Annotated in this window: 23 protein-coding genes; 4 read left to right on the top strand and 19 right to left on the bottom strand. The window is 62.8% G+C overall.

Annotation, left to right across the window (positions count from 1 at the left end; genetic code table 11):
• Positions 1–28 precede the first annotated feature (28 nt).
• The 3 genes from NEZ08_RS05240 to NEZ08_RS05250 form a co-directional block, all read right to left on the bottom strand.
• Entirely contained in the window at positions 29–1,042 is a 1,014-nt protein-coding gene (locus NEZ08_RS05240; protein ID WP_298104504.1) for an Hsp33 family molecular chaperone, read from the bottom strand.
• Between the two features lie 174 nt (positions 1,043–1,216).
• A complete protein-coding gene (argF, locus tag NEZ08_RS05245; RefSeq protein ID WP_298104505.1) occupies positions 1,217–2,155 on the bottom strand; it encodes an ornithine carbamoyltransferase in 939 nt (312 codons plus the stop codon).
• Positions 2,152–3,360: an aspartate aminotransferase family protein gene (locus NEZ08_RS05250; protein ID WP_298104506.1), complete on the bottom strand. Its 1,209-nt coding sequence runs from the start codon at positions 3,358–3,360 to the stop codon at positions 2,152–2,154. The genes argF and NEZ08_RS05250 overlap by 4 nt, the downstream gene beginning before the upstream one ends.
• Positions 3,361–3,811: 451 nt before the next feature.
• On the opposite strand from NEZ08_RS05250, the gene NEZ08_RS05255 reads away from it, so the two are divergent.
• Positions 3,812–4,321, top strand: coding sequence for a GcrA family cell cycle regulator (locus NEZ08_RS05255; RefSeq protein WP_298104507.1), 510 nt, complete (start codon positions 3,812–3,814; stop codon positions 4,319–4,321).
• Between the two features lie 169 nt (positions 4,322–4,490).
• On the opposite strand, the gene phoB is transcribed toward NEZ08_RS05255, so the two are convergent.
• The 10 genes from phoB to NEZ08_RS05305 form a co-directional block, all read right to left on the bottom strand.
• On the bottom strand, positions 4,491–5,192 hold the full coding sequence (phoB, locus tag NEZ08_RS05260) for a phosphate regulon transcriptional regulator PhoB (protein ID WP_298104508.1): 702 nt from the start codon (positions 5,190–5,192) through the stop codon (positions 4,491–4,493).
• Between the two features lie 57 nt (positions 5,193–5,249).
• Complete coding sequence (gene phoU, locus NEZ08_RS05265) at positions 5,250–5,969, bottom strand: phosphate signaling complex protein PhoU (protein ID WP_298104509.1); 720 nt, start codon at positions 5,967–5,969, stop codon at positions 5,250–5,252.
• 104 nt (positions 5,970–6,073) lie between these two features.
• Positions 6,074–6,910: a phosphate ABC transporter ATP-binding protein PstB gene (pstB, locus tag NEZ08_RS05270; RefSeq protein WP_298104510.1), complete on the bottom strand. Its 837-nt coding sequence runs from the start codon at positions 6,908–6,910 to the stop codon at positions 6,074–6,076.
• Entirely contained in the window at positions 6,907–7,752 is an 846-nt protein-coding gene (gene pstA / locus NEZ08_RS05275; RefSeq protein WP_298104512.1) for a phosphate ABC transporter permease PstA, read from the bottom strand. Before pstA ends, pstB begins: the two co-directional genes overlap by 4 nt.
• A 1-nt stretch (position 7,753) precedes the next feature.
• The gene (gene pstC, locus NEZ08_RS05280) at positions 7,754–8,743 is read right to left on the bottom strand and encodes a phosphate ABC transporter permease subunit PstC (RefSeq protein ID WP_298104707.1); all 990 of its coding nucleotides are present in this window, start codon (positions 8,741–8,743) and stop codon (positions 7,754–7,756) included.
• 200 nt (positions 8,744–8,943) lie between these two features.
• Positions 8,944–9,954, bottom strand: a complete 1,011-nt coding sequence (pstS, locus tag NEZ08_RS05285; protein WP_298104535.1) for a phosphate ABC transporter substrate-binding protein PstS — start codon at positions 9,952–9,954, stop codon at positions 8,944–8,946.
• Between the two features lie 122 nt (positions 9,955–10,076).
• Positions 10,077–11,375 carry an ATP-binding protein gene (locus tag NEZ08_RS05290; protein ID WP_298104538.1) on the bottom strand — a complete coding sequence of 433 codons (1,299 nt, stop codon included), beginning with the start codon at positions 11,373–11,375 and terminating at the stop codon, positions 10,077–10,079.
• Between the two features lie 35 nt (positions 11,376–11,410).
• Positions 11,411–12,466: a lysylphosphatidylglycerol synthase domain-containing protein gene (locus NEZ08_RS05295; RefSeq protein ID WP_298104541.1), complete on the bottom strand. Its 1,056-nt coding sequence runs from the start codon at positions 12,464–12,466 to the stop codon at positions 11,411–11,413.
• A 463-nt stretch (positions 12,467–12,929) separates the two neighbouring features.
• The gene (locus NEZ08_RS05300) at positions 12,930–13,226 is read right to left on the bottom strand and encodes a hypothetical protein (RefSeq protein ID WP_298104544.1); all 297 of its coding nucleotides are present in this window, start codon (positions 13,224–13,226) and stop codon (positions 12,930–12,932) included.
• Positions 13,223–14,626 carry an OmpA family protein gene (locus NEZ08_RS05305; RefSeq protein WP_298104546.1) on the bottom strand — a complete coding sequence of 468 codons (1,404 nt, stop codon included), beginning with the start codon at positions 14,624–14,626 and terminating at the stop codon, positions 13,223–13,225. The genes NEZ08_RS05300 and NEZ08_RS05305 overlap by 4 nt, the downstream gene beginning before the upstream one ends.
• Before the next feature lie 375 nt (positions 14,627–15,001).
• Between NEZ08_RS05305 and NEZ08_RS05310 the strand changes: the two genes are divergently transcribed.
• Positions 15,002–16,060 carry a polysaccharide deacetylase family protein gene (locus NEZ08_RS05310; RefSeq protein ID WP_298104549.1) on the top strand — a complete coding sequence of 353 codons (1,059 nt, stop codon included), beginning with the start codon at positions 15,002–15,004 and terminating at the stop codon, positions 16,058–16,060.
• A 190-nt stretch (positions 16,061–16,250) separates the two neighbouring features.
• Positions 16,251–17,060, top strand: coding sequence for an SDR family oxidoreductase (locus NEZ08_RS05315; protein ID WP_298104552.1), 810 nt, complete (start codon positions 16,251–16,253; stop codon positions 17,058–17,060).
• Between the two features lie 186 nt (positions 17,061–17,246).
• On the opposite strand, the gene boxB is transcribed toward NEZ08_RS05315, so the two are convergent.
• From boxB to NEZ08_RS05340, 5 genes are all read right to left on the bottom strand, one after another.
• The gene (gene boxB, locus NEZ08_RS05320) at positions 17,247–18,698 is read right to left on the bottom strand and encodes a benzoyl-CoA 2,3-epoxidase subunit BoxB (protein ID WP_298104555.1); all 1,452 of its coding nucleotides are present in this window, start codon (positions 18,696–18,698) and stop codon (positions 17,247–17,249) included.
• 130 nt (positions 18,699–18,828) lie between these two features.
• The gene (boxC, locus tag NEZ08_RS05325) at positions 18,829–20,517 is read right to left on the bottom strand and encodes a 2,3-epoxybenzoyl-CoA dihydrolase (RefSeq protein WP_298104558.1); all 1,689 of its coding nucleotides are present in this window, start codon (positions 20,515–20,517) and stop codon (positions 18,829–18,831) included.
• Positions 20,518–20,626: 109 nt separating this feature from the next.
• Positions 20,627–21,139: a DUF309 domain-containing protein gene (locus NEZ08_RS05330; protein WP_298104561.1), complete on the bottom strand. Its 513-nt coding sequence runs from the start codon at positions 21,137–21,139 to the stop codon at positions 20,627–20,629.
• Positions 21,140–21,162: 23 nt separating this feature from the next.
• Positions 21,163–21,978, bottom strand: coding sequence for an alpha/beta hydrolase (locus NEZ08_RS05335; protein WP_298104563.1), 816 nt, complete (start codon positions 21,976–21,978; stop codon positions 21,163–21,165).
• Between the two features lie 29 nt (positions 21,979–22,007).
• The gene (locus tag NEZ08_RS05340; protein ID WP_298104566.1) at positions 22,008–23,576 is read right to left on the bottom strand and encodes a benzoate-CoA ligase family protein; all 1,569 of its coding nucleotides are present in this window, start codon (positions 23,574–23,576) and stop codon (positions 22,008–22,010) included.
• Positions 23,577–23,817: 241 nt separating this feature from the next.
• Here NEZ08_RS05340 and NEZ08_RS05345 point away from each other — a divergent pair, with 241 nt between their 5' ends.
• Positions 23,818–24,729: a helix-turn-helix transcriptional regulator gene (locus NEZ08_RS05345; RefSeq protein WP_298104570.1), complete on the top strand. Its 912-nt coding sequence runs from the start codon at positions 23,818–23,820 to the stop codon at positions 24,727–24,729.
• A gap of 107 nt (positions 24,730–24,836) precedes the next feature.
• On the opposite strand, the gene NEZ08_RS05350 is transcribed toward NEZ08_RS05345, so the two are convergent.
• The gene (locus NEZ08_RS05350) at positions 24,837–25,622 is read right to left on the bottom strand and encodes an IclR family transcriptional regulator C-terminal domain-containing protein (protein ID WP_298104572.1); all 786 of its coding nucleotides are present in this window, start codon (positions 25,620–25,622) and stop codon (positions 24,837–24,839) included.
• Positions 25,623–25,721: the final 99 nt, after the last annotated feature.

A 25,721-nucleotide genomic window follows, 5' to 3' on the forward strand; every position in this document is an offset into this window, starting at 1 on the left:
GAAGCTGCGAGATAAGATCCGGGCCGCCCTAACCTGCCTCTTCCTCCACACCCGCTTCGTGCGGCGTGAACTGATAGACCGAGGAGCAGAATTCGCAGGTCACGACGACCTTGCCGTCCTGGACCATCTGGGCGCGGTCTTCCGGTTCGAAGCTCTTCAACATGGCGGAAACCGCGTCGCGCGAGCAGGAGCATTTCGCCTGCAGAACAAGCGGCGAGAAGACGCGCACGCCGCGCTCATGAAACAGCCGGTACAACAGCCGCTCGCCCGACAGGTCGGGATCGATCAGTTCCACATCCTCGACGGTTGCGATCAGTGACTGGCCTTCGACCCAGGCGTCATCCTCAGCGACGGTATGCGCCACCGTGCCTTCCGGCGCATCGCCGGGATCGAGATCGGCCTGGCGCGCGCGCTCCGGCGCCTTCGGCAGGAACTGCAGCAGCATGCCGCCGCCGCGCCAGCGCCGCCGCGCGCCACCCTCGCCGCCCCGCCACTCCTCGCCGACCGCGAGCCGCACCCGGGTCGGAATTTGTTCGGAGCGCAGAAAATATTCGTGTGCGGCGTCCTCCAGGTTGCCGCCATGCAGCGCCACCAGGCCCTGATAGCGGCTCATCTCCGGCCCCTGGTCGATGGTCATCGCCAGGTGGCCCTTGCCAAGCAGGCTGCCGGAATTCTGGCCCTCCGCGATCCGGCTGGCATCGAACCGAGCATAGGCGCGCAACCGGTCGGGCGCCTGAAAATCCACGATCAGAAACGACACCGGACCGTCGGTCTGGGTTTGCAGGATGAAACGTCCATTGAATTTCAGCGACGTGCCGAGCAGCGTCGTCAGCACAATGGCCTCGCCCAAAAGCTTGGCGACCGGCGCAGGATAATCGTGCTTCGCAAGAAGATCGTCGAGACCGGGGCCAAGGCGCGTGAGCCGGCCGCGCAGATCGAGCGAAGCGACCTCGAAAGGCAGCACCGCATCATCAAGCGGCACGTGCGAGGGCGCACGGACCGGCGTTTCCTGGATTTTGATGTCGGGGGAATTGGAGGTCATGGCGCTCTATCTGGGGTCTGATGTTGCAAAGCGAAAGGGGCAACTGCCGTCCCTGCGAAAGCCGGTCTCCCATAACCACCGGCGCGAACCATCGGTCGTTTATCACTTCCCCGGCACGGGAAAATTATTCCGGTATGGAATCGCGCTTCGCCTGCCCGCGACGAAATCTAAGCCCTATCCCACCGCCTGAAGGCACCAGGCCAGAATGCCCTTTTGCACGTGCAGGCGATTTTCCGCCTCGTCGAACACCACGGATCGCGGGCCATCGATGACCTCATCGGTGACCTCGTCGCCGCGGTGGGCCGGCAAGCAATGCATGAATATTGCGTCGGGTTTCGCCAGCGCCATCAGCCGCGCGTTGACCTGATAGGGCCGGAGCAGGTTGTGGCGATGCTCGCCGTCCTTGTCGCCCATCGAGAACCAGGTATCGGTGACCACACAATCGGCGTCGCGCACGGCCACTTCCGGATCGCTGCCGAGCATGATTGGCGCCTGGGTCGCCTTGATCCAGTCGCGCATCGGCTTGCCGGGTGCGAGTTCCGGAGGCGTCGCCACATTCAATTTGAACTTGAAGCGCTCCGCCGCATGGGCCCAGGACGCCAGCACGTTATTGTCGTCGCCGCTCCAGGCCACGGTGCGGCCCTGGATCGATCCGCAATGCTCCTCGAATGTCATGACGTCCGCCATCACCTGGCAGGGATGGGAACGGCGCGTCAACCCGTTGATGACAGGCACGGTGGCGTGCGCGGCGAGTTCCAGAAGCGCATCGTGGTTGAGAATGCGGATCATGATGGCATCGACATAGCGCGACAGCACGCGCGCGGTATCGGCGATGGTCTCGCCGCGGCCGAGCTGCATTTCCGCGCCCGTCAGCATGATCGGCTCGCCGCCGAGCTGACGCATGCCGACGTCGAACGACACCCGCGTCCGCGTCGATGGCTTTTCAAAGATCATCGCCAGTGTCTTGCCGTCGAGCGGCTTGTCGGCCGGCGGGCCGCCGCTCTTCTGCGCCTTCAGCCTGGCCTTCATGGCGACGCTGGCGGACAGCACCTCGCGCAGCTCCGCCAGCGGCAAGAGGTTGAGATCGAGAAAGTGACGGAGCGCCTTGCTCATTGCGCGGCTGCCTTCTGTTGTTTGGCCGAAAGCGCCGCGCAAGCGCGCTCCAGGCTCTGCACGGATTGCTCGATCTCTGCCTCCGAGACGATCAAGGGAGCGAGAAAGCGCACGACATTGTCGCCGGCGCCGACCGTGAGCAGCTTTTGCTCGCGCAGCGCCGTAACGAGATCGCCCGACGGCACCACCGCCTTGACGCCGATCAGAAGCCCCTCGCCGCGCACCTCGGCAAGGATCGCCGGATAGCGGTCGACGACCGACGCAAGCTTCTGTTTGAGCAGCAGCGACATCTTCTGCACGTGATCGAAGAAGCCTGGTGCGAGCATGACGTCGAGCACGGCGTTAGCCGCGGCGACCGCCAGCGGGTTGCCGCCGAAGGTCGAGCCGTGCGAGCCAGGTCCCATGCCGGCAGCGGCCTCGGCGGTCGCTAGCACCGCGCCGATCGGAAAGCCGCCGCCGAGCGCTTTCGCCAGCGACATGACGTCCGGCGTGACGCCGAGGCGCTTGTAGGCAAAGAGATCGCCGGTGCGACCCATGCCGGTCTGCACCTCGTCAAAGGCGAGCAACAGGCCGTGTTCATCGCAGAGCGCGCGCAGCGCCTTCGCAAACGCGGGCAGCGTGGCGCGCACGCCGCCTTCGCCCTGTATCGGCTCGATCAGGATACCGGCAGTGTGTGGCCCGATCGCTTTCTTCACCGCCTCGAGATCGCCATGCGGCACTTGGTCGAAGCCGTCCATCGGCGGCCCGTAGCCTTCGAGATATTTTGCCGAGCCCGTCGCCGCGAGCGTCGCCAGCGTGCGGCCGTGGAAGGCACCTTCGAAAGTGATGATGCGGTAGCGCTCGCCATGGCCCTTGGAGAAGTGATGGTGGCGCACGAGCTTGATCACGCCTTCCAGCGCTTCGGCGCCGGAATTGCAGAAGAAGACGAAGTCGGCAAAGCTCTGCTCGCAGAGCCGCGCGGCGAGACACTCGCCATCGGGGCTCCTGAACAGGTTCGACATGTGCCAGAGCTTGGTCGCCTGCTCCTGCAAGGCCTTGACGAGATGGGGATGCGCATGGCCGAGCGCGTTCACCGCGACACCGGACGTAAAATCCAGATAGCGCTCGCCATTGGTGGCAAACAGCCAGCAGCCCTCGCCGTGCGTAAAGCCAAGATCGACCCTGGCAAATACGGGAAGCAGATGCGACGTCGCGCTCTCGGTCATCGTGATCACTATGCGTTAAGGCCAGCCGTTCGTTGCGCGCATTGGCGCGGTCGCAAGTCACGACCAGAGGTCGAAACGGAACGTGCCGCCTTTGCGGGGCGGCACGTAACAGTCATTATTCTAGGCGTGTAGCGATCGGTGTCAACGGATTGCCCGTAAATCTGCGGTCGCTCCAGCGCAACACAAGGGTTAATAATAGCGGAACATGTGGACGCATGTGCGTCGACTCTTGCGCGAGAGTCACGCCATATTGTAGTTTCTCAGGCGTCGGATACGACATCTCGTGCGGTAGTTTTTACTCCTTTAAGTCCTTGGTGTCTTGCGTAAACGTTCGGGCGTTTTAGTGCGCCCGGCGAGGGCTAAGGGATTCTGCCGGAAGGGATTTTTGAGACGATTGGCATCGCAGCGCCGCCCCGAGAACAGGCCGGCGCGACGCGAAGGAAAGAGTGCGATGACGGTATTGACCTGGTCTGACGATCGCGTCGAACAATTGAAGAAGCTCTGGGAGGGAGGCCTTTCGGCGAGCCAGATCGCCGCCGAGCTCGGCAATGTGACGCGCAACGCAGTGATCGGCAAAGTCCACCGGCTCGGCCTTTCCGGCCGCGCCAAGAGCCCGTCTTCTGCCGCGCCCCGTCCCCGCAAGGCCCGCCCGGCGCAACACATGATGCGGGTATCGCGTCCGGTTTCGCGCGGCAACACGGCACTCGCGCACGCTTTCGAGGTCGAGTTGGAGCCCGATCCGATTGCCTATGACAACGTGGTGCCGATGAGCCAGCGGCTGTCGCTCCTGGAATTGAGTGAGGCCACCTGTCACTGGCCGGTCGGCGATCCCGCGAGCACGGAATTCTTCTTCTGCGGCGGCAAGGCGCTCACCGGTCTGCCTTACTGCGCGCATCACTCGCGGATCGCCTATCAGCCGACCGGCGATCGCCGCCGTCACCAGCCGAAGACGACGCGGTAATAATGACTGATGCTTGTCGTCCCCGCGAACGCGGGGACGCATAATCGCGGACCTTCATCGCTGACGAAAGCCCTCGGCAGCAGACATTAGCGACCGATTCCGCTGTATGTGTCCCCGGGACTCGCCGGACGATATCGAGAATGCGGGTTTCTGCTGGCGCTTGGAGCCGCTACTCCACCTTCGCAAAGCGGTCGTCGAGTGCATAGCCGGCGCCGCGCACGGTGCGGATCGGATCCTGCTCGCGGCCGGGATTGAGCAGTTTGCGCAACCGGCCGATATGCACGTCGACCGTTCGCTCATCGATATAGATGTCGCGGCCCCAGACGCTGTCGAGCAGCTGCTCGCGCGAGAAAACGCGGCCCGGATGTTCCAGGAAGAATTCGAGCAGGCGATACTCGGTCGGCCCGAGATCGATCGGACGCCCGGAACGGGCGACGCGGCGCTTCTCGCGGTCGAGTTCGATATCGCCGTAGGTGAGCACGGTGGCGAGCCGCTCGGGGCTCGCGCGCCTCAGCAGGCCGCGGACCCGCGCCAGCAGTTCCGGAACCGAGAACGGCTTGACGATGTAGTCGTCGGCGCCGGTCGCAAGCCCCCTCACCCGCTCGCTCTCCTCGCCGCGCGCGGTCAGCATGATGATCGGAAGCTGCCTCGTCTCCGGCCTGGCGCGCAGGCGGCGGCACAATTCGATGCCCGACAGCCCCGGGAGCATCCAGTCCAGCACGATCAGATCTGGAACCCGCTCTTTCAGGCGCGTGTCGGCGTCGTCCCCGCGCCCGACCGTTTCGACCTCATACCCCTCGGCGTCGAGGTTGTAGCGCAGCAGCGTCGTCAGCGCTTCCTCGTCTTCCACCACCAGAATGCGCGCGCTCATATGCGTAGCCTTCTTTCGTCCTTGATGTTGCCTGATGCGTTTGCCCGGAAACGCCGATCAGCTGTTGCCGGGCACGGTCGTTGCAAAAGTGGTCATGTCGCCTTTCGGCCGTTTCTCGGGAATCTGCTGGCCTTCGATCATGTAGAACACCGTCTCGGCGATGTTGGTCGCATGGTCGCCGATCCGCTCGATGTTCTTGGCGCAGAACATCAGGTGGATGCAGAAGCTGATGTTGCGCGGATCTTCCATCATGTAGGTGAGAAGCTCGCGGAACAGCGACGTGCAGATGGCGTCGACCTCCTCGTCGCCCTTCCACACGGTCATCGCAGCCGGCAGATCGTGGGCCGCATAGGCATCGAGCACGGACTTGACCTGCGACTGCACGAGATCGGTCATGTGCTCGAGCCCGCGGATCAGCTTCAGCGGCTGAAAGTCGCTCTCCAGCGCCGAGACCCGCTTGCCGATGTTCTTGGCAAGGTCACCGATCCGCTCGAGATCGGTCGCGACGCGCATCGCGCCGACGATCTCGCGCAGGTCGATCGCCATCGGTTGACGCCGCGCAATGGTCAGCACCGCCCGCTCCTCGATGATGCGCTGCAAATTGTCGATTTCGGCATCGGTTTCGACCACCCGGTGGCCGAGCGCGACGTCACGGCGGACCAGCGCGTCAACGGCATCCACGATCATGCGCTCGGCAAGACCGCCCATTTCGGCCACCAGCCGCGTCAATTCCTGAAGGTCGCTGTCGAACGCCTTGGCTGTATGTTCCGAGCCCATCTGCTTCTCCTTAGATCGCCGTCCCGCCAGACATGCGCCGGAAGGCAATCTCATTCTCTGATCTAGGCGCCATCGTCACTTCGAACCGGATTGCTGTCTTTTTACTAGCCGAAGCGGCCGGTAATGTAGTCCTGGGTGCGCCGGTCGTTTGGCGAGGTAAAGATCTTGTTTGTGTCGTCGAATTCGATCAACTCGCCGAGATACATGAACGCCGTCTTGTCGGAGACGCGCGCGGCCTGCTGCATATTATGGGTGACGATGGCGATCGTGTAGTTCTCAGCCAGTTCCTGGATCAATTCCTCGACCTTGGCGGTCGAGATCGGATCGAGCGCCGAACACGGCTCGTCGAACAGGATCACCTCGGGCCGTACCGCGACGGTGCGCGCGATGCAGAGCCGCTGCTGCTGGCCGCCCGACAGGCTGAGTCCCGAAGCATTGAGCTTGTCCTTGACCTCGTTCCAGAGCGCACCGCCGCGCAACGCCGCTTCGACGCGGTCGTCCATCTCCGAGCGGGAGATCTTCTCATAGAGGCGGATGCCGAACGCGATATTCTCGTAGATCGTCATCGGGAACGGCGTCGGCTTCTGAAATACCATTCCGACGCGCGCTCGCAGCAGGTTGAGATCGAGCTTTGGATCGAGGATGTTGGTCTGATCGAGCATCAATTGGCCGGTGCAGCGCTGCCCCGGGTAGAGGTCGTACATCCGGTTGAACGTCCGCAGCAAAGTGGACTTGCCGCAGCCCGACGGGCCGATGAAGGCGGTCACGCGGTTGGTGCCGAGCGTCAGGTTGATGTTCTTCAGCGCGTGGTGTTCGCCGTAGTAGAAGTTCAGGCCGCGCACGGTCACCTTGGCCGGCGGCTCCGCATGGCTGGAGGCATGACTCGCCGTCGACGGTGGCGACGTCGGCGGAACACTGGGGGCAGCGGTTACATCGTTCATTTTGCGGACCTCTCGGCGCCGAGAATGCGGGCGCCAATGTTGAGAGCGAGCACGGCGAAGGTGATGATGAGCGCGCCGGTCCAGGCAAGCTGCTTCCAGTAAGCGTACGGGCTCTGCACGAAATTATTGATGGTCACCGGCAGGTTCGCCATCGTCTTGGTCAGGCTCAAACTGAAGAACTGATCGGACAGTGCAGTGAACAGCAGCGGTGCGGTCTCGCCGGCGACCCGGGCTGTGGCGAGCAGCACGCCGGTGATGAGGCCCGAGCGCGCCGCGCGATAGGCGATGCGCCGGATCACCAGCGAGCGCGGCAGTCCGAGTGCGGACGCGGCCTCGCGCAGCGGATTGGGCACCAGCAACAACATATCTTCGGTGGTGCGCAGCACGACCGGAATCACGATCACGGCGAGCGCCAGCGAACCTGCCAGCGCCGAGAAGCCGCGCATCGGCACCACGACGATGCCGTAGATGAACAAGCCGATGATGATCGATGGCGCGCTCAGAAGAATGTCGTTGATGAAACGGATGACGGACGTCAGGCGGTCGTTCCTGCCGTACTCGGCGAGATAGGTACCGGCAAACAGGCCGAGCGGCGCGCCAATGCCGACCCCGATCGCCGTCATGATGATCGAGCCGGTGATCGCGTTCAACAGCCCGCCTTCGTTCGCGCCCGGCGGCGGCGTGTTCTGCGTGAACACCTCGAGGTGGAGACCCTTCACGCCGTTGATCAACAGCGTCAGCAGGATCAGCGCCAGCCAGGTGACACCGAATCCGGCCGCGCCGACACATAGCCAGCGGACGACGATGTCCTTGCGGCGGCGCCTTGCGTAGATCGGGTTCATGTCACTTGCCCGCCTTCTGTTCAAGCCGCATCAGCATCAGCCGCGCCGCCGACAACACCAGGAAAGTCAGCACGAACAGGAGCAGACCGAGCAGCATCAGCGCCGACTGATGCAGGCCATCGCTTTCGGCAAATTCGGATGCGATCGCGGCTGAGATCGTCGTACCGGGCGCAAAGATCGAGGACGAGATGCGGAAGGAGTTCCCGATGATGAAGGTCACCGCCATGGTCTCGCCGAGCGCGCGGCCGAGCGCCAGCATGATGCCGCCGATGACGCCGACGCGGGTGTAGGGGATCACCACGTTGCGAATGACTTCCCAGGTCGTGCAGCCGACGCCGTAGGCAGCCTCCTTCAACACCGGCGGCACCGTCTTGAACACGTCGACGGAGATTGCGGTGATGAATGGCAGCACCATGATCGCGAGAATAAGCGCGGCGTTGAACATGCTGAGATAGGACGGCGGTCCGCCGAAGATCGAGCCCAGCACCGGGACGCCGTCGAACAGGCTGATCATCAACGGTTGGAACGTGTAGGCCAGAAACGGTCCCAGAACGAAGAAGCCCCACATGCCGTAGATGATGGAGGGGATGCCGGCGAGCAGTTCGATGGCGATGCCGATCGGCCGGCGCAGCCATTGCGGACAGAGTTCGGTCAGGAAGATCGCAATGCCAAGGCCGACGGGAATCGCGATCAGCATCGCGATGAAGGATGTAACGAGGGTGCCGTACATCGGACCCATGGCGCCAAGCACCGGCGGGTCGGCCGATGGCGCCCAGCGCTGCGTCCACAGGAAGGCAAAGCCATACTCCTTCATCGCCGGCCAGGCGCCGACGATCAGCGAAAGAATAATACCACTGAGAATGAGCAGGACCGAGATCGCGCAGGCCCGTGTGACCCAGTAGAAGGTGACGTCACCGGCCTTGAACGCGCTTAACGCCTTGGCGCGGTCGTATGGCCCTGCGACTTCCATTGCATCGCTTCGAACCGCCATCTCCGCCACGCCGAGTCCCTCTGTCTGGTTCAACGTTTCGCTCATCGCCGGCATTGCAGACCGCCTTGCAGTTAGCGGCCCTTGTCCTGAAGCGGGGTTTCGAGTTCCCAAGCGACCTGCTCGAAGGACTGCCGGCGGCAGGTAGTTACTTCCACCCGGAGGCGAAGCACCGGGTGGAAGGCAAACTTGCGTGAAACGCCTCAGCTCTTGATATCGGATGACATGGTCTTCTCGATCAGCTTGACCACGTTGTCCGGCATCGGGATGTAGTCGAGCTCCTCGGCCATCTTTCCGCCCTTCGCGAACGCCCACTTGAAGAACTTGATCGCTTCGGCGGAGGCGGCCTTGTCGGTCGGCTCCTTGTGCATCAGGATGAAAGTCGAAGCCGTGATCGGCCAGGACTTGTCGCCAGGCTGATCAGTCAGGATGACGTAATAGCCGGGCGCATGGGTCCAGTCGGCGTTGGACGCGGCCGCCTGGAAGGACTCGACCGTCGGCTCGACCTTCTTGCCTGCCTTGTTGATCAGCGCCGTATAGGTGAGCTTGTTCTGCTTGGCATAGGCATACTCGACATAGCCGATCGAATTCTTGGTCTGGCCGATGTTGCCGGACACGCCTTCATTGCCCTTGGCGCCGACGCCGGCCGGCCACTCCACCGCCGTGCCTTCCCCAACCTTGCTCTTCCATTCTGCGCTGACCTTGGAGAGATAGTTGGTGAAGTTGAAGGTGGTGCCGGAACCATCGGCACGGTGCACGACCGCGATCGCTTCCGACGGCAGCTTGATATTCGGATTGAGCTTTTTGATCGCCGGGTCGTCCCACTTGGTGATCTTGCCGAGATAGATATCCGCGAGCGTGGCGCCGTCGAAGGTCAGGTCGCCGGCCTTCACGCCGTCGATATTCACGACCGCCACGATCGCGCCCATGACCATGGGCCACTGAACGAGGCCGTCCTTGTTGAGCTGCTCGACCTTGAGGGGCATGTCGCTGGCGCCAAAGGTCACCGTCTTGGCCTGAATCTGCTTGATGCCGGCGCCCGAGCCGATCGACTGATAGTTCAGCCCGTTGCCGGTCTCTTTCTTGTAGGCGTCAGCCCATTTCGAATAGATCGGGAACGGAAACGTCGCACCCGCTCCGGTGATGTCGGCGGCAAAGGCCGACGTCGATGCGGCGACCAGGCCGGCAGCGACGATCGTCTTCATGAAATTCATTGCAGGTCTCCATCTCGTGAGCGATTGCGCTCACGCGGGTCCTTTAGGAGCCGTCAATGCTGCTTTTACGAAGGTTTGATGACAGTTGGATGACAGCAATAAGCTATTGAAATTGCTTTGTTTCAGCTTGCCGCCGGCGGTTTGGCCTGAGGAAAGCAGGCGGTAAAGGCGGCGCCGTTTCTGGGCACACTTTCAATCAAGAGCCGGCCGCGATGCCGGTTGACAATATGTTTCACCAGCGAGAGTCCCAGTCCGGTTCCACCCTGCGCGCGGCTATCGCCGACATCGACCCGGTAAAAGCGCTCGGTCAGCCGCGGCAGATGTTCGGGGGCGATGCCAGGTCCGAAATCGCGGACCTGAACCCGCAGCTCCGGCTGCCCTTCACCTGAGGTCGCCGCGGCGAGCGAGACGATCACCTTGCCGCCCGAGGCGCCATATTTCAGCGCGTTCTCGACCAGGTTCTCGAACACCCTGAGCAGTTCCTCGCGGTCGCCGGCAATCCAGGCCGGCGTCTCCGGCAAGTCGACTTCGACCTCGACCTGGCGTTCGCGCGCCAGCGGCTCGAGCCCGTCGACGACCTGGCGGACGATCGGGACGATGTCGACCAGCGTATCCGGGCGGACATGGGCCGACAATTCGACCCGCGACAGCGACAGCAGGTCGTCGATCAGCCTGGCCATGCGGGTCGCCTGGGCATGCATGATGCCGAGAAAGCGCTCGCGCGCCCTGGCATCGTCTCGCGCCGGCCCCTGCAAGGTGTCGATAAAGCCCGACAGAGCTGCGAGCGGCGTGCGCAATTCGTGGCTGGCATTGGCGACAAAATCGGCGCGCATTTCCTCGACCCGGCGCATCGGCGTCTGGTCGTGAAAGGTCATCAGCATGCATTTGTCGGTGCCGCCGAACGCGGTCGGCACCGGCACCGGGATGATCTCGAGCTCCATCCAGCGATCGACCGGAACGTGATCGAGATAGGTTGCGCGGCGGGGTTCGGTGGTGGCGATGGCTTCGCGGAGCGCCGTGATGATTTCGGGCGAGCGGAGCGCAAACTGGGCCAGTTCGTTCTTGCGCAAGGCTGGTGCGAGCTGTGCGGCGGCGGCATTGAGGTGAATGACCCGACCGGCACGGTCGAGCAATACGGCGGGGTCGGGCATTCCGGCGACGACGGCCGCGACCGCTGCCGATTCCACCGGATTCGCGCCCCGGGCTTCCTCACGCGAAGCGGCCGTGTTGTGCAGGCGCCACGGCACCAGCGCGGCGGCGGCGATGCAGGCGAAAATTGCCGCGGCGCGGGCCGCAGCCAATTCGCCCAGCACCACCACGACCGAAAGCGACAGCGCCGCAGCCAAAAGGATGATGGCCGAATGCCTCAGCCGGTCGGACCACGACGAGTAAAAGAAGGAACGAGTATCATCCATCGCCATCTGGCTAAATCACACTCTCGTCCCTGAGATCCGTGTCAGGAGCCGGGCTCGCCGCGCTCCCGGATATAGACGGCTTTGCGCTGCGGCTCGACAGCAAGCTGCGAGGCGGCCTGCTGCAGGCGCTTCGACCGGGCGCCGATGATAACCTCGCGAAACGTCAATATGATTACAGATATGAGGAAAGGCACAATATAATACAGCAGCCGGAACAGCAGCATTCCGGCGAGCAGCTCCTCTTTGTCCATCTGCCACAAGCCGACCAGCATGGCGGCGTCGAAGACGCCGAGCCCGCCGGGGGAGTGGCTGGCAAAGCCGAGTAGCGTCGCGGAGACAAAGATGACCGCAACCACGACGAAGCCGAGATTGGGCTCGTCGGGCACCAGCGTGTACATCGCCAACGCGCAGAAACCGAGGTCAAAGATGCCGATGACGATCTGCAACAGCGTCAGCGCCCCGCCCGGCAACACCACTGTCCAAGGTCCGCGACCGACATTGCGCGGCTGCACCCAGACCCAGAACACATAGGCCACGAGTCCGACGATGACGGCGATTGCGATGGCACGGTTGAGCCAAGGTGGCAGTTGATCGACCCAGGAGGCCGCCTCCGGGTGGGATGCGATCCCGATGCCCAGCACCGCGGCGTTGCCAAGCCAGAATGTCAGGCCGGCGATAAAGCAGATCTTGGCGACCTCAATCGCGTTCAGGCCGGAGGCCGAATAGATGCGATAGCGCACCGCGCCGCCGGTGAAGACACTGGCACCGACATTGTGCCCGATCGAATAGCTGGTGAAGGCCGCAAGCGCATTGACACGGTAAGGAATGTCGGTGCGGCCGATCGCGCGCACCGCAAAGAGATCATAGAATGTCAGGGTGAAATAGCCGGCTGCAACGAACAATGCTGCCAGCGCGATTGACCGCGGCTCGGTGCTCTTGATCGCTTCGATGACCTCGAACGTGTCGATGTTGCGGAGCACGTGAAAGAGCACGTAGCAGGCAATGCCGATGACGGTGACGCTGACCGCGACGCCCATTTTGTGCAGGATCTGTCGGTGGCGCAGAAACGAAATCGCCCTGCGTATCGGTTCCAGCATCTAGTGCCTACTTTCGAAGTTGGTACTCCGCCTCAGTGCCCTCCTCTCACGAACTCCGGAAAGTCGTGGGCACTGCCAAACTCATCGATTCTAGTACCGCCTTATCGATCTGAAGTCCCTGAGCGAATTCGCCGCTTGCGGTGCAGGGACTTCAAGATGCGCGGCACCAGCTCCGGCGTCATCTGGTAGCCTGTTTTGCGCCGGAGTGGAATTCGCCTAATGGTAATAGCCCAGCTCCTTCAACATATTGGGGGCTTGGCAAGCCGGGAAAAGGGGCGCAAAGCGCCAACCTTGCGGCCGATGCCGCCGGAAACGGCAAATCCGGCTCCCCGCTCTGCCTGCGAGACCACGCGCAATGCGGGGACCTCTCAACGGCGATCGATTCAGGGAATGAACGGCGCGCCAGCGTTGGGCCGCTTGACTGCTGCGGCGATGCGACGCGGCGATCATGTGAGGCTCGATCTCAGCTTGCATCGGCCGGGCCCGGCAGCACCCAGTTGCGCAGGCACGATCCGATCAGACAGCCGATCAGGTAAAGCCCAAACATCAGGAGGCCAAGGTCCAGCCAATAGCCCGGCCGTCCCGGAACCGCACGCGTCAGTGCGGCCGCCAGGAGTGCAGCCACCAGCAGCGCGAGCCAGCGCGCGAGCGGCTTGGAGACGCCATGGCCGCGGTGAACCACCGCAATCCAGCCCATTGCAAAACCCAGCAGGAGCGTCGCCAGAAGCCAGCCCCAGTGGAATGTGGCCAGAAAGATCATGGCCTCTCCTTGACAATGAACTCGATGCGGCGATTGCGCGCCTTGCCTTCTTCGCTGTCGTTGGCCGCGATCGGCTGGGTGCTGCCATAGCCGACCGCGGTGAACCGGCTCGCCGGAAGACCTGCCTTCACCAGATAATCCACCACGGCCTGGGCCCGCTTTTCCGACAAGGCCTGGTTCGCAGCACTGTCGCCATCGCTGTCGGTGTACCCGGCCACCTCGATGTTGGCGGTTGGGCAACGCAGCGCCGTCTCGACCAGATGATCGAGCAGGCCGGCGGAATCCGGATCAAGGCTGGAGCGTCCCGATTCGAAGCGGATCGTTCCCTTGCCGAGCAGTTCCGAGAACAGCTGCTGGCAAACGGTCGCATCCACCGGCGCCGCCGCCGGCTTGACCGAAACATCCGCCTTGAGCCGCCAGCCTTGCGGCAAATCCTTGACAAGGTTGGCGCGAAGCTGGGCGGGTGCTGCGTCGTAAAGCGCATCGCCCGAGAGCTTGACCTCGCGATCGGTGACGACCAGTGTCCCGGTGGACAGCCGCGACAGTGCCCCCAGCGCCGGCGTCACGGCATTGGTGAAGGCGGAAGGCGCCCCCAGGCTGATATTGAGACTGTCGACGACCTTTTCGTTGAAGAACTTGCGGCCGGCCGCGGCCACAATCGCACCGCGCGCAGTATTGTCAGGCACGTTGCCTGACAGGGTCAGCTTCAGCGCCACCGGATCCTTGTAGGCCTGGAAAATATAGGGCGGGGCCTTGATGTCATTGGCCGCGACCGAAAAACCTGCGGGAAGATTCTTCAGGGCGGCGGCAATGGTTTCCCGCCCGCCGAGCTCGCGCGCCATGCCGGAGAGACCGACCTTGGTATCGGTGATCGTGATCTTGCCGTCTTTCAGCTTCGGTATCTGTGCAAGCAGGAGCAGCGCGGCCTCATCGAAGCCAGGCGGCGCGCCGCGCGCAAGATGGGTCTGATCGACCACCTCTACGCCGCCGAGATCGGCGCGGGCCGCATCGAGCAATTTGGCCTTGGTTGCCGGCATGGGAGAACTGCCGGTCAAGGTGACCCGGACCACGTCGCGCTCCGCCGACCAGACGAAGGGGCTGGCTTCCGGAATGAGGCGGGTTTCGTCATTGACGAGGCGCACGCCGGGCACAGCCTCGATCGCGGCAATGGCGCTATGCCGCCCCTCTTCGGAAAAGGCGTCGGCGGCGAGCGTGACGTCGCGGCCGCTCACCGCAACCCGGCTCTTGTCGAGCAGAACAGTCTTAAGTGCGGCGGTCGAACGACCGGCGAGTTCGGTCTCAAACGGCGACGTGCTGGTCCAGGCTGCCAAAGCCCAAAGGACAGCCAGCGGTATCGTGCCCGGCCACCATTTGCTGCTCCACTTGCCTAGTCCACGCATCGGATATCCCACGAGGCACGACACCGCCTCTTGTCCGAAATTCGCAAAAATTCTGCAAACTGCCCCCTCGGGCGAATTTCGGTAAACAGGGGGACCGGCAACACTCTGATCCGTTATCGCTTTTTGGTCTGACGCAGATCCTTCTCGCATTCTTCGAAGGCAGCGCCCGACCACAATGGAGCGACGGAATTGGAGAGAAAACAAACCCTTGCGGAGCTGTCAAACCCGAAATAGCAGCGGCTGGTCCAGCGTATTGGCGGCCATCGGCTAACCATTTTTTCAATGGTGTACCGATAGCCTCGTACCGCCGATCCGAAGTCCCTGCACCAGGAGCGGCCAATTCGATCAGACCTTCCAAACCGACAGCGCAGCTTGATGAAGCAGTTACGCAGCAACATCATCCACGCCGGCCTGGAAGCGATTTATTTCACCGGCGCGCACCGCCTGTTTCGCCCGATCTTTGCCGGCGTCGGCAGCATTTTCATGCTGCATCATGTGCGTCCTGCGCGCGATGCAGCCTTTCAGCCCAACAGCCATCTCGAAGTCACGCCGGATTTCCTGCGCGCGACGCTGGCCCATCTGCGCTCGCGCGACATCGACATCATCGGCATGGATGAATTGTCGCGTCGGCTGGCCGGGCGCGACTTCTCCCGACAATTCGCCTGCTTCACGTTCGATGACGGCTATCGCGACAACAGGGATTTCGCGCTTCCCATCATGCGCGAATTTGATGCACCGTTTACGGTTTATGTGACGAGCGATTTTGCCGAAGGCACCGGCAGGCTGTGGTGGATCGCGCTGGAGAAGTTGGTTGCGAAGGCTCCCGGCATCGAAGCTGTCATCGACGGCGCCCCCGTGCGGATCGACAGCTCGGATATTTCAGCCAAGCGCGCGGCCTTTGCGCGCCTGCACGACTGGCTGCGCGCCTTGCCGAGCCGCAACGATGTGGCCCGCGAGATCGATGCGCTGTGTGTCCGCCACGCAATCGATCAGGGAGCGATCTGCCGCGAGCTCTGTCTGTCCTGGGACGAACTGAAGCCGTTTGCGGCCGAGGCGCTCGTCTCCATCGGAGCGCATACGGTGACCCATTGCAATCTCGCCCGCGAGACGGATGACATCGCAAGCGACGAGATCGCGACGAGCCGGGCGCGCATCGAGGACGCCTTGCAGCGTCCTGTCGTGCACTTCGCCTATCCCTATGGGGACAAGGTTGCGGCGGGCAGGCGCGAGTTCGCACTCGCCAGGGCAGCCGGCTTTCAGAGCGCGGTGACGACGCGGCCCGGCATGATCTTCCCAGAGAGCGCGGAATATCCGACAGCGCTGCCGCGGGTGTCGCTCAATGGCAATTTTCAGGACGAACGGTTTCTTCCCGTCCTCACCTCCGGCGCGGTTACCGCGGTGCGGAACGGCTTTCGCCGCATCGACGCGGCTTGAGGGGCAGCCGGGTCGCAGTCGTCCCCGCGGACGCGGCGGCCCATATGCCGCAAAGTATCCCTCGAATAGTCGTTACAACCACTTTCGCTGTCATCAAGGATTGTTGTTATGGGTCGCCGCCGGGCGGCTCAGCTTCCTTGACTCACCTGCGCCCCGCGCTCAAAACCGTTTCGCAACACGGAGAATGCCCATGTTTACCGATCTGTTCTCGCTTGACGGCCGCGTCGCGCTGGTGACCGGCGGATCGCGCGGCATCGGCAAGATGATCGCCGCGGGATTTCTCAGCCAGGGAGCAGCGAAGGTCTACATCACAGCGCGAAAGGCCGGGCCCTGCGAAGCCACCGCCAGCGAACTGACCGCGGCCTATCGCGGCGAATGCATCGCGCTGCCGATCGATATCTCGACCACGGCTGGAATCGAGAGGCTGGCAGCAGAGATCAATAAACGCGAAGGCAGGCTCGATATCCTCGTCAACAATGCGGGAGCTGCCTGGGGTGCTGACTTCGACGACTTTCCGGAAAGCGGCTGGGACAAGGTGATCAACCTCAATCTCAAGACGCCGTTCTTCCTGACCAAGGCGCTGGCTGCCTCCCTGCGCGCCGCCGCCAGCGCGGGGCGGCCGGCAAAAGTGATCAACATTGCCTCGATCGACGGCATTTTCGTCAACCCGCTGGAGACCTATTCATATGCGGCGAGCAAATCCGGACTCATTCACCTGACGCGAAGGATGGCCGCAAAGCTGATCGGCGATCACATCGTGGTCTCGGCGATCGCGCCGGGGCCGTTCAGGTCCGACATGAACCGCGCCGCGCGCGACAACGCCGATGAAGTGGCGACGCGCGTGCCGGCGGGCCGCATTGGCACGGACGAGGACATGGCGGGGGCAGCGATCTATCTCGCCTCGCGCGCTGGCGACTATGTCGTGGGCGCCACCATCGCCGTCGATGGCGGCATCGTCTATGCCAATCCCGGCATCAAGGGCAGCGGCTGGGACAGCTAAGCCCACGGCCGGGTTCAAACCATGCTGCGAAAGGCGACGCCTAAACGATTGAGTATTTCTCGACGGCGTGTTCGCTGTTCAGATTACCATGTTGGTTCCGGAATTGCCGCCGCCGTAACATCCAACGTTTGATGCGCTGCCGGGATTATGGCCAACCTGGCTGAGCTATGTGATGGCTGCCAACCTTCAGCTCTCGATTTTCACATACTCGAAATCGCCCGGCTTGTTGTCGATGCCGACCTTGGGCGGGGAAATCCAGGAGGCGAATTCACCGGCCCCCGTCACCGGCTTCATCAGGGAGGCGATGAAATCGCCATCCTCCGCGGAAGGCAGCCAGGCGCTCTTTCTGGCGTTCCATGCGGCATCGTCGATCAGCACGCCCTCGGGCGTGGCATGAACGTCCTTGAACTCGCCGATGGCGCGGTGGAAGGCGACGCTCGGCAGCGCCAGCTTGAAATCGTAACCGGCCGTCGAAATCACCTTGTTCCAGCGCAGAAGGCCCTTGACGCAGTCCTGGGTATAGTCGTCGCGCAGGCGCATATTTAGCGCGGTCAGCGCCGGCTCGTCGACGCGCTTGATCTCGCCGTTCACCAGCTTCAGCACCGGATAGGTGTCGTTGGTCAGGCGATGATCGTCCTTGATCTGGGTCTCGTGATAGCGGCCCTTGATGCCGGCATTGAAAGCGTTCGCCGCATTGGTCGAGACTTCCGAACCGAACAGGTCGAGCGACAGCGAATAATGCAGGTTCAGTTTCTTCTGGACGGTCGGCAGGTCGATCACGCCGAGCGCGCGGACTTTCGCGATGTCGGTCGGATCAGTGATGCCGGCCTCTTTCATCGCATCGCAGGTCCGTTGCACCACGCGAGTGATGCCGGTCTCGCCGACAAACATGTGATGCGCTTCTTCCGTCAGCATGAAGCGGCAGGTGCGCGACAGGGGATCGAACCCGGACTGCGCGAGGCTGTGCAGCTGCATCTTGCCGTCGCGATCGGTGAAATAGGTGAACATGAAGAATGACAGCCAGTCCGGCGTCGCCTCGTTGAAGGCCCCCAACATGCGCGGGGCATCGGCATCACCGGAGCGGCGGCGCAACAACTCGTCGGCCTCCTCGCGGCCGTCGCGGCCGAAATATTTCTGCAGGAGATAAACCATCGCCCAGAGGTGACGGCCTTCCTCGACATTGACCTGGAACAGGTTGCGCAAATCGTAAAGCGACGGCGCGGTCTTGCCGAGATGACGCTGCTGCTCGACGGATGCGGGCTCGGTATCGCCCTGGATCACGATCAGCCGCCGCAGCATCGCGCGGTATTCGCCGGGCACTTCCTGCCAGGCAGGCTCGCCGTAATGCTCGCCGAAGGGAACGACGCGATTCTCTTCCTGCGGAGCCAGAAGAATGCCCCAACGGTAGTCGGGCATCTTGACATAATCGAATTTCGCCCAGCCGCGCGGATCGACCGAGTACGCCGTGCGCAGGTACACCAGCGCCTGCTGGAAGCCCTCGGGCCCCATGTCGCTCCACCAGTTCATATAGCCGGGGTGCCAGCCTTCGAGCGCTTTGAGCACCTGGCGATCTGCGCTCAGATTGACGTTGTTGGGAATCTTGGTCGAATAGTCGACGTTCATGATGTTGACGTTCATCGCGTGCTCCCTGCTCGCTCGTGTCCCGGACGCGATGGCGAGGCGTCGCAGAGCCGGGACCTGCTCTCAAATACCATTTGAGTCCCGCTTCTGCGGCGCATTACCTTGTGCCGCGCCCGGGACCACGAACTCAAACCCTCGTCGTGTCGAACTGCGGCCTCTCACCGGTGCCATACCGGCGCAGCGCGCCCTCCTCGCCGACCGCGTTCGGGCGCTGGAAAATCCAGTTCTGCCAGGCAGTGAGGCGGGAGAAGATCTTCGATTCCATGGTCTCGGGCCCGACGAAGCGCAGGTTCGCTTCCATTCCGGTGAGCCCGTCGGGTGAGAAGCTCGCGCGCTCCTCCAGGAACACGCGCACCTCGTCATCCCAGTCGATGTCGTCGAGCGCAAAGGTGACAAGCCCCAGCGCCTCGGCCTGCTCGGCGTCGAGCGCTTCGCCGATGCGCGCGCGCGCGCGCTCCAGATCCGAAGGGTTTGCCTGGAAACGGCATTGCAGCCGCGTCAGTCCATGGCTCATCGGATAGGCGCCGAAATTCAGCGCCGAAAGCTGCAGCGACGGCGGCGGCCGGTTGTCGCCTTGCCGAGAACCGATCAGCATGTAGGAGCGGTCGGCGGCGAACACGAGTTCGGCCAGCGTGCCGGCAAAGCAGGAGCCGGGCTCGACCAGCGCAACCAGCGTGCGCGAGGTGACGTCGATGCGCTTGAGCACCCGCTTCCAGTATTGCCTGACCTCGTTGACCAGCCAGTGCGCCTTGTTGGACTCGAGAAATTCATCGTAAGCGACTACGTTCGCCGGCTCGCCATGCGACTTGAAGACGAGCATGGCGATCTGAAGCTCGTTGATGCGCAGATGCAGGATGGCGTCATCGAGCTCGCGTGCGACCTGGAGCGGCCAGAACGAAGCACCTTGCGCGATCATGCCGTCGATCCCGGCAGGCGGCTGCCCCTCGGGCGCCGCAATCGAGATGGTGGCGAGGCGCGCGGCGCGGTCGATCTCGACGCTGACGCTGCCATAGCGGATCGTGTTCTCGCCCATGGTGCGCGACAGCGCGGTCAGGGTGATGCCTTGGCCGCTCGCATTGCGTTTCGAGGCGGCGGCGAACTCCCTCGCGCGCTCGGCGATCCTGCCTTCTAACTTGCTGTTGGGCACGATCTCGTCGACGAGACGCCACTGCACCGCGCGCTTGCCCTTGATGCCTTCCTCGATGGTGCAGAAGTAATCGGCGTGATCGCGGCGCACCTTGCGCTTGTCGACCACCCGCGTCAGGCCGCCGGTGCCGGGCAATACCGCCAGCAGCGGCACTTCCGGCAGCGCGACCGCGGCGGAGCCGTCATCGGCGAGAATGATGTGGTCCGTGGCGAGCGCGAGCTCGTAGCCGCCGCCGGCCGCGGTGCCGTTGACGACGGTGATGAAGCGCTGCCCGGAGTTTTCCGACGAATCCTCGAAGCCGTTCCGCGTTTCGTTGGTGAATTTGCAGAAGTTGACCTTGTGCGCGTGCGTCGCGCCGGCCAGCATGCGGATATTGGCGCCGGCGCAGAACACGCGATTCTTGCCCGAGCGCAGGATCACCACTTTCACCTCGGGGTATTCAAAGCGCAGGCGCTGCACGGCATCGGCAAGCTCGATGTCGACTCCGAGGTCGTAAGAATTGAGCTTGAGCTGATAGCCCTCGAAAAGGCCGCCGTTCTCATCGACGTCCATCGTCAGCGTCGCGACCTCCCCGTCGACAGCCAGCTTCCAATGCCGGTAGCGCGACGGATCGGTCTGGAAATCGATAAAGCTCGCTCCCCCAGCGAGAACGCGTTCATCACCGGCCATCGGCCCTTCCCTGCTCGTCTCTTCCATCGAAGATATGCACAATAATGCATGTCACGGCGCAGGTCTAGGCGTCAAACTACATCAAATCTGCATTTTCTTGCATATTTCACTAAAGGGAACCGAAGGCGATCCAGTCGGCTTTGGCCAAGCCTTCCTGCGCCAAGCGCGTTTGCAACACCTTGGCGAGTTGGACCGCCGGGAAGCGGTCGGCAAAGCCGCCGGAGGCAGCCGAACGACGCGCCAGAAGTTCGCTGATTCCGGTGAGCGCCTCGCCCCACAGCCGCAGGGTCGCGTTCGGCTTCCGCATCCGCAGCTTCAGATTGGCGCCCGCGATCTGGATGCAGGCGCGCAGCAGAAGGCGTTCACGCCCGCCTTGTGGCGCCGCCGCCCAGACGGCTTCCAGCACCTGCTGGGATTCCCAGAAATAGCCGGCGTCGTTCAGCGCCATGCCGTAGCGCAGGGCCGGGTGCCGTGTCGGCACGAAGCCGACGAACTGCGCCGGCACCAGCGCCTTGGCGTGCCCCAGTGTTTCGTAATCGGCTTCGGCATCCGCCGTTTCGCCGGGTACGTAGGTCCATCCCGGCAGCGGCAAATGCGCGGCGGCAGAAGAGGTGAAATTCATCGATAAAAACCACGACTCAAAAACTACACAGCTCGGATTCCCGAACCTTCATGCACAATCAAAATACGCCTCACAAATTCCGAAACCGCTGCCAGCGTCCGTTCAGGCGCCTCGCGATGTGGCGAGTGTCCGCTTTGCGGAATTAGCGTCACATCGACAGGACAGTAACATTCCTCTTTCGCGAGCTCGATCTGGCGAATTGTCCCATACTGATCGTTCGCGCCCTGCAGGATTGCGATCGGCACCCTGATATAGGCAAGATAGCCGCTGATGTCCCATCGACGAAAGTTGGGATCCAGCCAAGCGTCGTTCCAGCCGTAGAAGGCGTTATCGACGTTGCTGTGCCAGCGTGCGAGCTTCGTCCGCAGCTCCGTGGTTTCATAGGTCTTTCGGATCGCGGCAATCGAGGCGACCGACACGTCTTCGACGAAGAAATGCGGCGCGATGAGCACGACGCCACGTACGCGGTGATCGCCCGTGCCGCCGGCATAGATCGCGGCGATCGAAGCCCCATCGGAATGGCCGAGCAGCGCACCACGCTGAAAGCCGATCGTATCAAGCAACGCTGGCAAAAGATCGAGCCCCTCGCGGCTCATGTAGTCGAGCGGCCGCGGCAGCGTGACCGGCGAAGACGCTCCATAGCCGGCGCGCGAATAGACAAAGACGCCCATGCCGGTCGCCGCCTGCAAGGCGCGTGGAAAGTCGCCCCACAGAGCCGCAGAGCCGAGACCTTCATGCAGCATCACGATGGTGGGCGCTTCCGAAGGAAGCGGTCCGATCATGCGATACTCGAGATCGCTATCGCCGATGCGCAGGAAGCCTGAGGGTTGAAGCGCCATGTGCTGCTCTTGACTTCATCATGCCCGCGTCAAGCCTGGCCATGACCGGTGGCGGCGCCATCGTCCCGCAGCTTGAAGCGCTGGATCTTGCCGGTTGCGGTTTTCGGCAAGGCGTCGACGGTCTCGATCCAGCGCGGATATTTCCAGACGCCGATCTTCTGCTTGACGTATTCCTTCAGTGCCTCGTCCAGGCCGCGCTTTTCTGCATCGGCACGCAGCACGACAAATGCCTTGGGCTTGAGCAGGCCTTCGCCATCCGCTTCGGGCACAACGGCTGCCTCGAGCACCGCCGGATGGGTGATCAGCGCGCTTTCAACCTCGAACGGCGACACCCAGATGCCGGACACCTTGAACATGTCGTCACTGCGGCCGCAGAAAGTGAAGCGCCCATCAGCGTCGCGGACATACTTGTCGCCGGTGCGCGTCCAATGCCCCTCGAAGGTGCGGCGGCTCTTGCTGCGCTGATTCCAGTAGCCCTCGCCAGCGGAAGGAGCATCCACCAGCAGTTCGCCTACCTCGCCGTCGGCAACGTCGGCGCCGGCTTCGTTGACGAGCCGCACCTTGTAGCCCGGCACCGGCCGGCCCGAGGAGCCGTATTTGACGTCGCCAGGCGCGTTCGACAGGAAGATGTGCAACAACTCGGTCGAGCCGACGCCATCGAGAATGTCGACGCCGAAGCGGGCCTTCCAGGCGTGGCCGACGGATTCCGGCAAGGCTTCGCCTGCCGAGGTGCAGATCCGCAGACGCTTTCCGGCGCGCTCATCCTTCGAGGCCTCATCATGGAGCATCGCCGCGAACAGCGTCGGCACGCCGTAAAAGATGCTGGGGTTATACCTGTTCATCAGGGCAAACATCACGGCCGGCGTCGGGCGTTCGGAGTTGAGCACGGTGGTCGCGCCGACTGACATGGGAAAGGTCAGCGCGTTGCCGAGGCCATAGGCAAAGAAGAGTTTCGCCGCCGAGAGGCAGACATCGTCCTCGCGGATGCCGAGGACCTGCTTGGCGTAGGTCTCTGCGGTTGCGGCTAGATTGGAATGCAGATGCCGCACGCCCTTGGGCATACCGGTCGAGCCGGACGAATAGAGCCAGAAAGCCGGCTCATCGGCATGCGTCGCGACGGTCGCGAACACGTCGCTCTCGCCTTTCAGTTCCTCAGACAGCAGTTTGTGGCCGAATGCATTCTTCCCGGAAACGACGACGCATTCGAGATCGCTCATTCGCCCGACGATGTCCTTCACGGACGGATAGAGCGCTTCGGAAACGAACAGGACCCGCGCGCGGCAATCGGCGAGCACATAGGCATATTGATCTGCGGTCAGAAGCGTATTGAGCGGCACCGGCACGATGCCGGCGCGCATCGCGCCAAGAAATACGGAAGGAAAATCCACCGTATCCAGCATGATCATCGCCACGCGCTCCTCGCGGCGGACGCCAAGCCGGCGCAAGAGGTTGGCAACCCGGCAGGTCTGCTGCTGCAATTGGCCGTAGGTCAGTTCGGAAACGGTGTCGGTATAGGCAAGCTTCTGGCTGCGCCCCTCGTCGATGTTGCGGTCGAGCAGATAGGTCACTGCATTGTAAGCGCCCGATGTCTCGATCATGCCGATTCCCCGAAAGCTCCCTCGCCTGGGATCAGGGCGTCGTTCATCGCGCCCGACCTGCCCGATTTTTTAAGAATTATAATGCATAGAAAGGCACTACGATCGCTTGCTGTCAATGCTCTTCGGCATTATGTTTCCTGGCACGGCGATTCAGAAGTCCAAGTCCCTGATCGAATTCGCCGCTTGTGGTGCAGGGACTTCAGATCGGCGGTACGAGCGCAGATTTTGGATGACTCCTGGCATGGACGCTTCGACCAGCGATCCCGAAACGATCTTCCTTGAACAGCTAGGCCAACGGGTGCGCACCATGCGCGCGTTGCGCGGCATGTCGCGCAAAGTGCTGGCAAAAGTCTCCGGCATTTCCGAGCGCTACATCGCCCAGCTTGAGGCCGGCCGCGGCAACGTCTCGATTGTGTTATTGCGACGAGTCTCGAATGCGATGGGTGCGCATCTCGAAGATTTGATTCCGCACCAGGGGCCGTCACTCGATTGGGCGGTGATCCGCGAACTGCTCCGCAAGGCGACGCCTGCACAGATCGCACAGGCCAAGGACGTTCTCGCGGGGCATGGCGCGTCGTCACCGCATGGTGCGTCGTTTGCCGGCATTGCGCTGATCGGCCTGCGCGGCGCCGGCAAATCGACGCTCGGCAAGCTGCTCGCCAAAAAAATCGGCTGGAATTTCGTCGAGCTCAACAAGGAGATCGAGGCCCAGAACGGCCTTTCGGTCGCCGAGATCATCGCGCTCTACGGCCAGGAAGGTTTTCGCCGGCTCGAACAAGCCGCGCTGACACAACTCCTGGCGCGCAACGAGCCGACCGTGCTCGCTACAGGCGGCGGCATCGTCTCGGAGCCCGTGACCTTCGACCTGATTCTCTCGTCGTTCTACACCGTCTGGCTGAAGGCCGAGCCGGAAGAGCACATGGCGCGGGTCCGCAAGCAGGGCGATCTCCGCCCAATGGCCGATGATCGCTCGGCGATGGCGGAATTGCGCAACATCCTGACCAGTCGCGAGCCGCTCTATGCGCGCGCGTCTGCGGTCGTCGATACGGCGGGTCTTTCGGTGGATGTCGCTGCCGCGCGGCTGATCGACACCGTACGCCCGGTATTGCAGAGCGAAGCGAAAGCGTTCGGTCTGCGGAGTGTGGCGGTTTGATTCCGCCCGGTGACGCGACGGAGAACCGCGACCTGAGAAATCCGGCGTAATGGACCCGGTATCGGGGGAATGCGACCGTTCGCCGAACGGGCAGGCCAATCGGCGGTTTACAGCAACGTCGCCATCACCTTCCCCGCCTGCTCGCGCAACAGCGGCAGGAAGCGTTCTTGCATCTCGTCCGTCGAGATGCGGTCGACATGGGTGCCGATGTTGATCGCGGCCACAATGATGCCGTCGTAGCGTTTCACCGGCACGGCGATGGAACGGAAATGCGGCTCGGCCTCGCGATCGACCAGCGAATAGCCGCGCCCGCGATCGGCTGTGATCGCGGAAAGCAAGCGCTTCGGATCGGTCACAGTCTGCGGCGTCAATGCCTCGCGTTTGATCGCGCTGAGCCGCGCCTTCAACTCGGCATCGCCGAGCCGGCCGAGCAGCACGCGGCCGACTGCCGTGCAAAACGCCGGCAGGCGATAGCCGATGTCGACGCCGCCCGTGAAAATCCGCGTCGGGCTGCCGCGCGCGATGAACACCACTTCGTCGCCATCGAGCACGGCGAGTGAACTGATTTCGTGCGCGGCGCTCGCGATTTTATCCAGTACCGGTTGCAACACCGCAACCATCTGATTCGAGCGAAGATAGGCGACGGCAAGCGTCAGCACACGCGGGGTCGGCGCGAACAGCTTTCCGTCGCTGGAGACATAGCCGCCGTGTTGCAGCGTAAAAAGGATGCGCCGCGCCGTGGCGCGCGGCAGGCCGGCAAGGGCGGCGATTTCACTCAGCCTCATCGGCGACGAACGTTCGCCGAACACCTGTAGCAGCCGCAAGCCCCGGTCGAGGCTTTCGACAAAGTCAGTGGTACGGGGCTCGCTTTCGGAGCGCTTCGGCTTGACCATGAAAGTCGCTTGCGAAGTCGGATGCTCGTGTTACGATATTTGAACACTTGTTCAATACGCGAACTAGCTAGCTCCACCCACCGTCCATCGCAAGCCTTT

Origin of the sequence: Bradyrhizobium sp., assembly GCF_027451485.1 — a bacterium.
GTDB lineage: Bacteria > Pseudomonadota > Alphaproteobacteria > Rhizobiales > Xanthobacteraceae > Bradyrhizobium.

Excerpts from the sequence above, each read along its gene's own strand:
- phoU (WP_298104509.1), bottom strand. The coding sequence starts at position 5,969 with ATGGGCTCGGAACATACAGCCAAGGCGTTCGACAGCGACCTTCAGGAA.
- NEZ08_RS05340 (WP_298104566.1), bottom strand. The coding sequence starts at position 23,576 with ATGATCGAGACATCGGGCGCTTACAATGCAGTGACCTATCTGCTCGAC.
- boxC (WP_298104558.1), bottom strand. The coding sequence starts at position 20,517 with ATGGCCGGTGATGAACGCGTTCTCGCTGGGGGAGCGAGCTTTATCGAT.
- NEZ08_RS05345 (WP_298104570.1), top strand. The coding sequence starts at position 23,818 with ATGGACGCTTCGACCAGCGATCCCGAAACGATCTTCCTTGAACAGCTA.
- NEZ08_RS05300 (WP_298104544.1), bottom strand. The coding sequence starts at position 13,226 with ATGATCTTTCTGGCCACATTCCACTGGGGCTGGCTTCTGGCGACGCTC.
- NEZ08_RS05315 (WP_298104552.1), top strand. The coding sequence starts at position 16,251 with ATGTTTACCGATCTGTTCTCGCTTGACGGCCGCGTCGCGCTGGTGACC.
- boxB (WP_298104555.1), bottom strand. The coding sequence starts at position 18,698 with ATGAACGTCAACATCATGAACGTCGACTATTCGACCAAGATTCCCAAC.
- pstA (WP_298104512.1), bottom strand. The coding sequence starts at position 7,752 with ATGAACCCGATCTACGCAAGGCGCCGCCGCAAGGACATCGTCGTCCGC.
- pstS (WP_298104535.1), bottom strand. The coding sequence starts at position 9,954 with ATGAATTTCATGAAGACGATCGTCGCTGCCGGCCTGGTCGCCGCATCG.
- NEZ08_RS05290 (WP_298104538.1), bottom strand. The coding sequence starts at position 11,375 with ATGGCGATGGATGATACTCGTTCCTTCTTTTACTCGTCGTGGTCCGAC.
- NEZ08_RS05310 (WP_298104549.1), top strand. The coding sequence starts at position 15,002 with ATGAAGCAGTTACGCAGCAACATCATCCACGCCGGCCTGGAAGCGATT.
- NEZ08_RS05255 (WP_298104507.1), top strand. The coding sequence starts at position 3,812 with ATGACGGTATTGACCTGGTCTGACGATCGCGTCGAACAATTGAAGAAG.
- NEZ08_RS05330 (WP_298104561.1), bottom strand. The coding sequence starts at position 21,139 with ATGAATTTCACCTCTTCTGCCGCCGCGCATTTGCCGCTGCCGGGATGG.
- NEZ08_RS05295 (WP_298104541.1), bottom strand. The coding sequence starts at position 12,466 with ATGCTGGAACCGATACGCAGGGCGATTTCGTTTCTGCGCCACCGACAG.
- NEZ08_RS05240 (WP_298104504.1), bottom strand. The coding sequence starts at position 1,042 with ATGACCTCCAATTCCCCCGACATCAAAATCCAGGAAACGCCGGTCCGT.
- phoB (WP_298104508.1), bottom strand. The coding sequence starts at position 5,192 with ATGAGCGCGCGCATTCTGGTGGTGGAAGACGAGGAAGCGCTGACGACG.
- pstB (WP_298104510.1), bottom strand. The coding sequence starts at position 6,910 with ATGAACGATGTAACCGCTGCCCCCAGTGTTCCGCCGACGTCGCCACCG.
- NEZ08_RS05335 (WP_298104563.1), bottom strand. The coding sequence starts at position 21,978 with ATGGCGCTTCAACCCTCAGGCTTCCTGCGCATCGGCGATAGCGATCTC.
- pstC (WP_298104707.1), bottom strand. The coding sequence starts at position 8,743 with ATGGCGGTTCGAAGCGATGCAATGGAAGTCGCAGGGCCATACGACCGC.
- NEZ08_RS05305 (WP_298104546.1), bottom strand. The coding sequence starts at position 14,626 with ATGCGTGGACTAGGCAAGTGGAGCAGCAAATGGTGGCCGGGCACGATA.
- argF (WP_298104505.1), bottom strand. The coding sequence starts at position 2,155 with ATGAGCAAGGCGCTCCGTCACTTTCTCGATCTCAACCTCTTGCCGCTG.
- NEZ08_RS05250 (WP_298104506.1), bottom strand. The coding sequence starts at position 3,360 with ATGACCGAGAGCGCGACGTCGCATCTGCTTCCCGTATTTGCCAGGGTC.
- NEZ08_RS05350 (WP_298104572.1), bottom strand. The coding sequence starts at position 25,622 with ATGGTCAAGCCGAAGCGCTCCGAAAGCGAGCCCCGTACCACTGACTTT.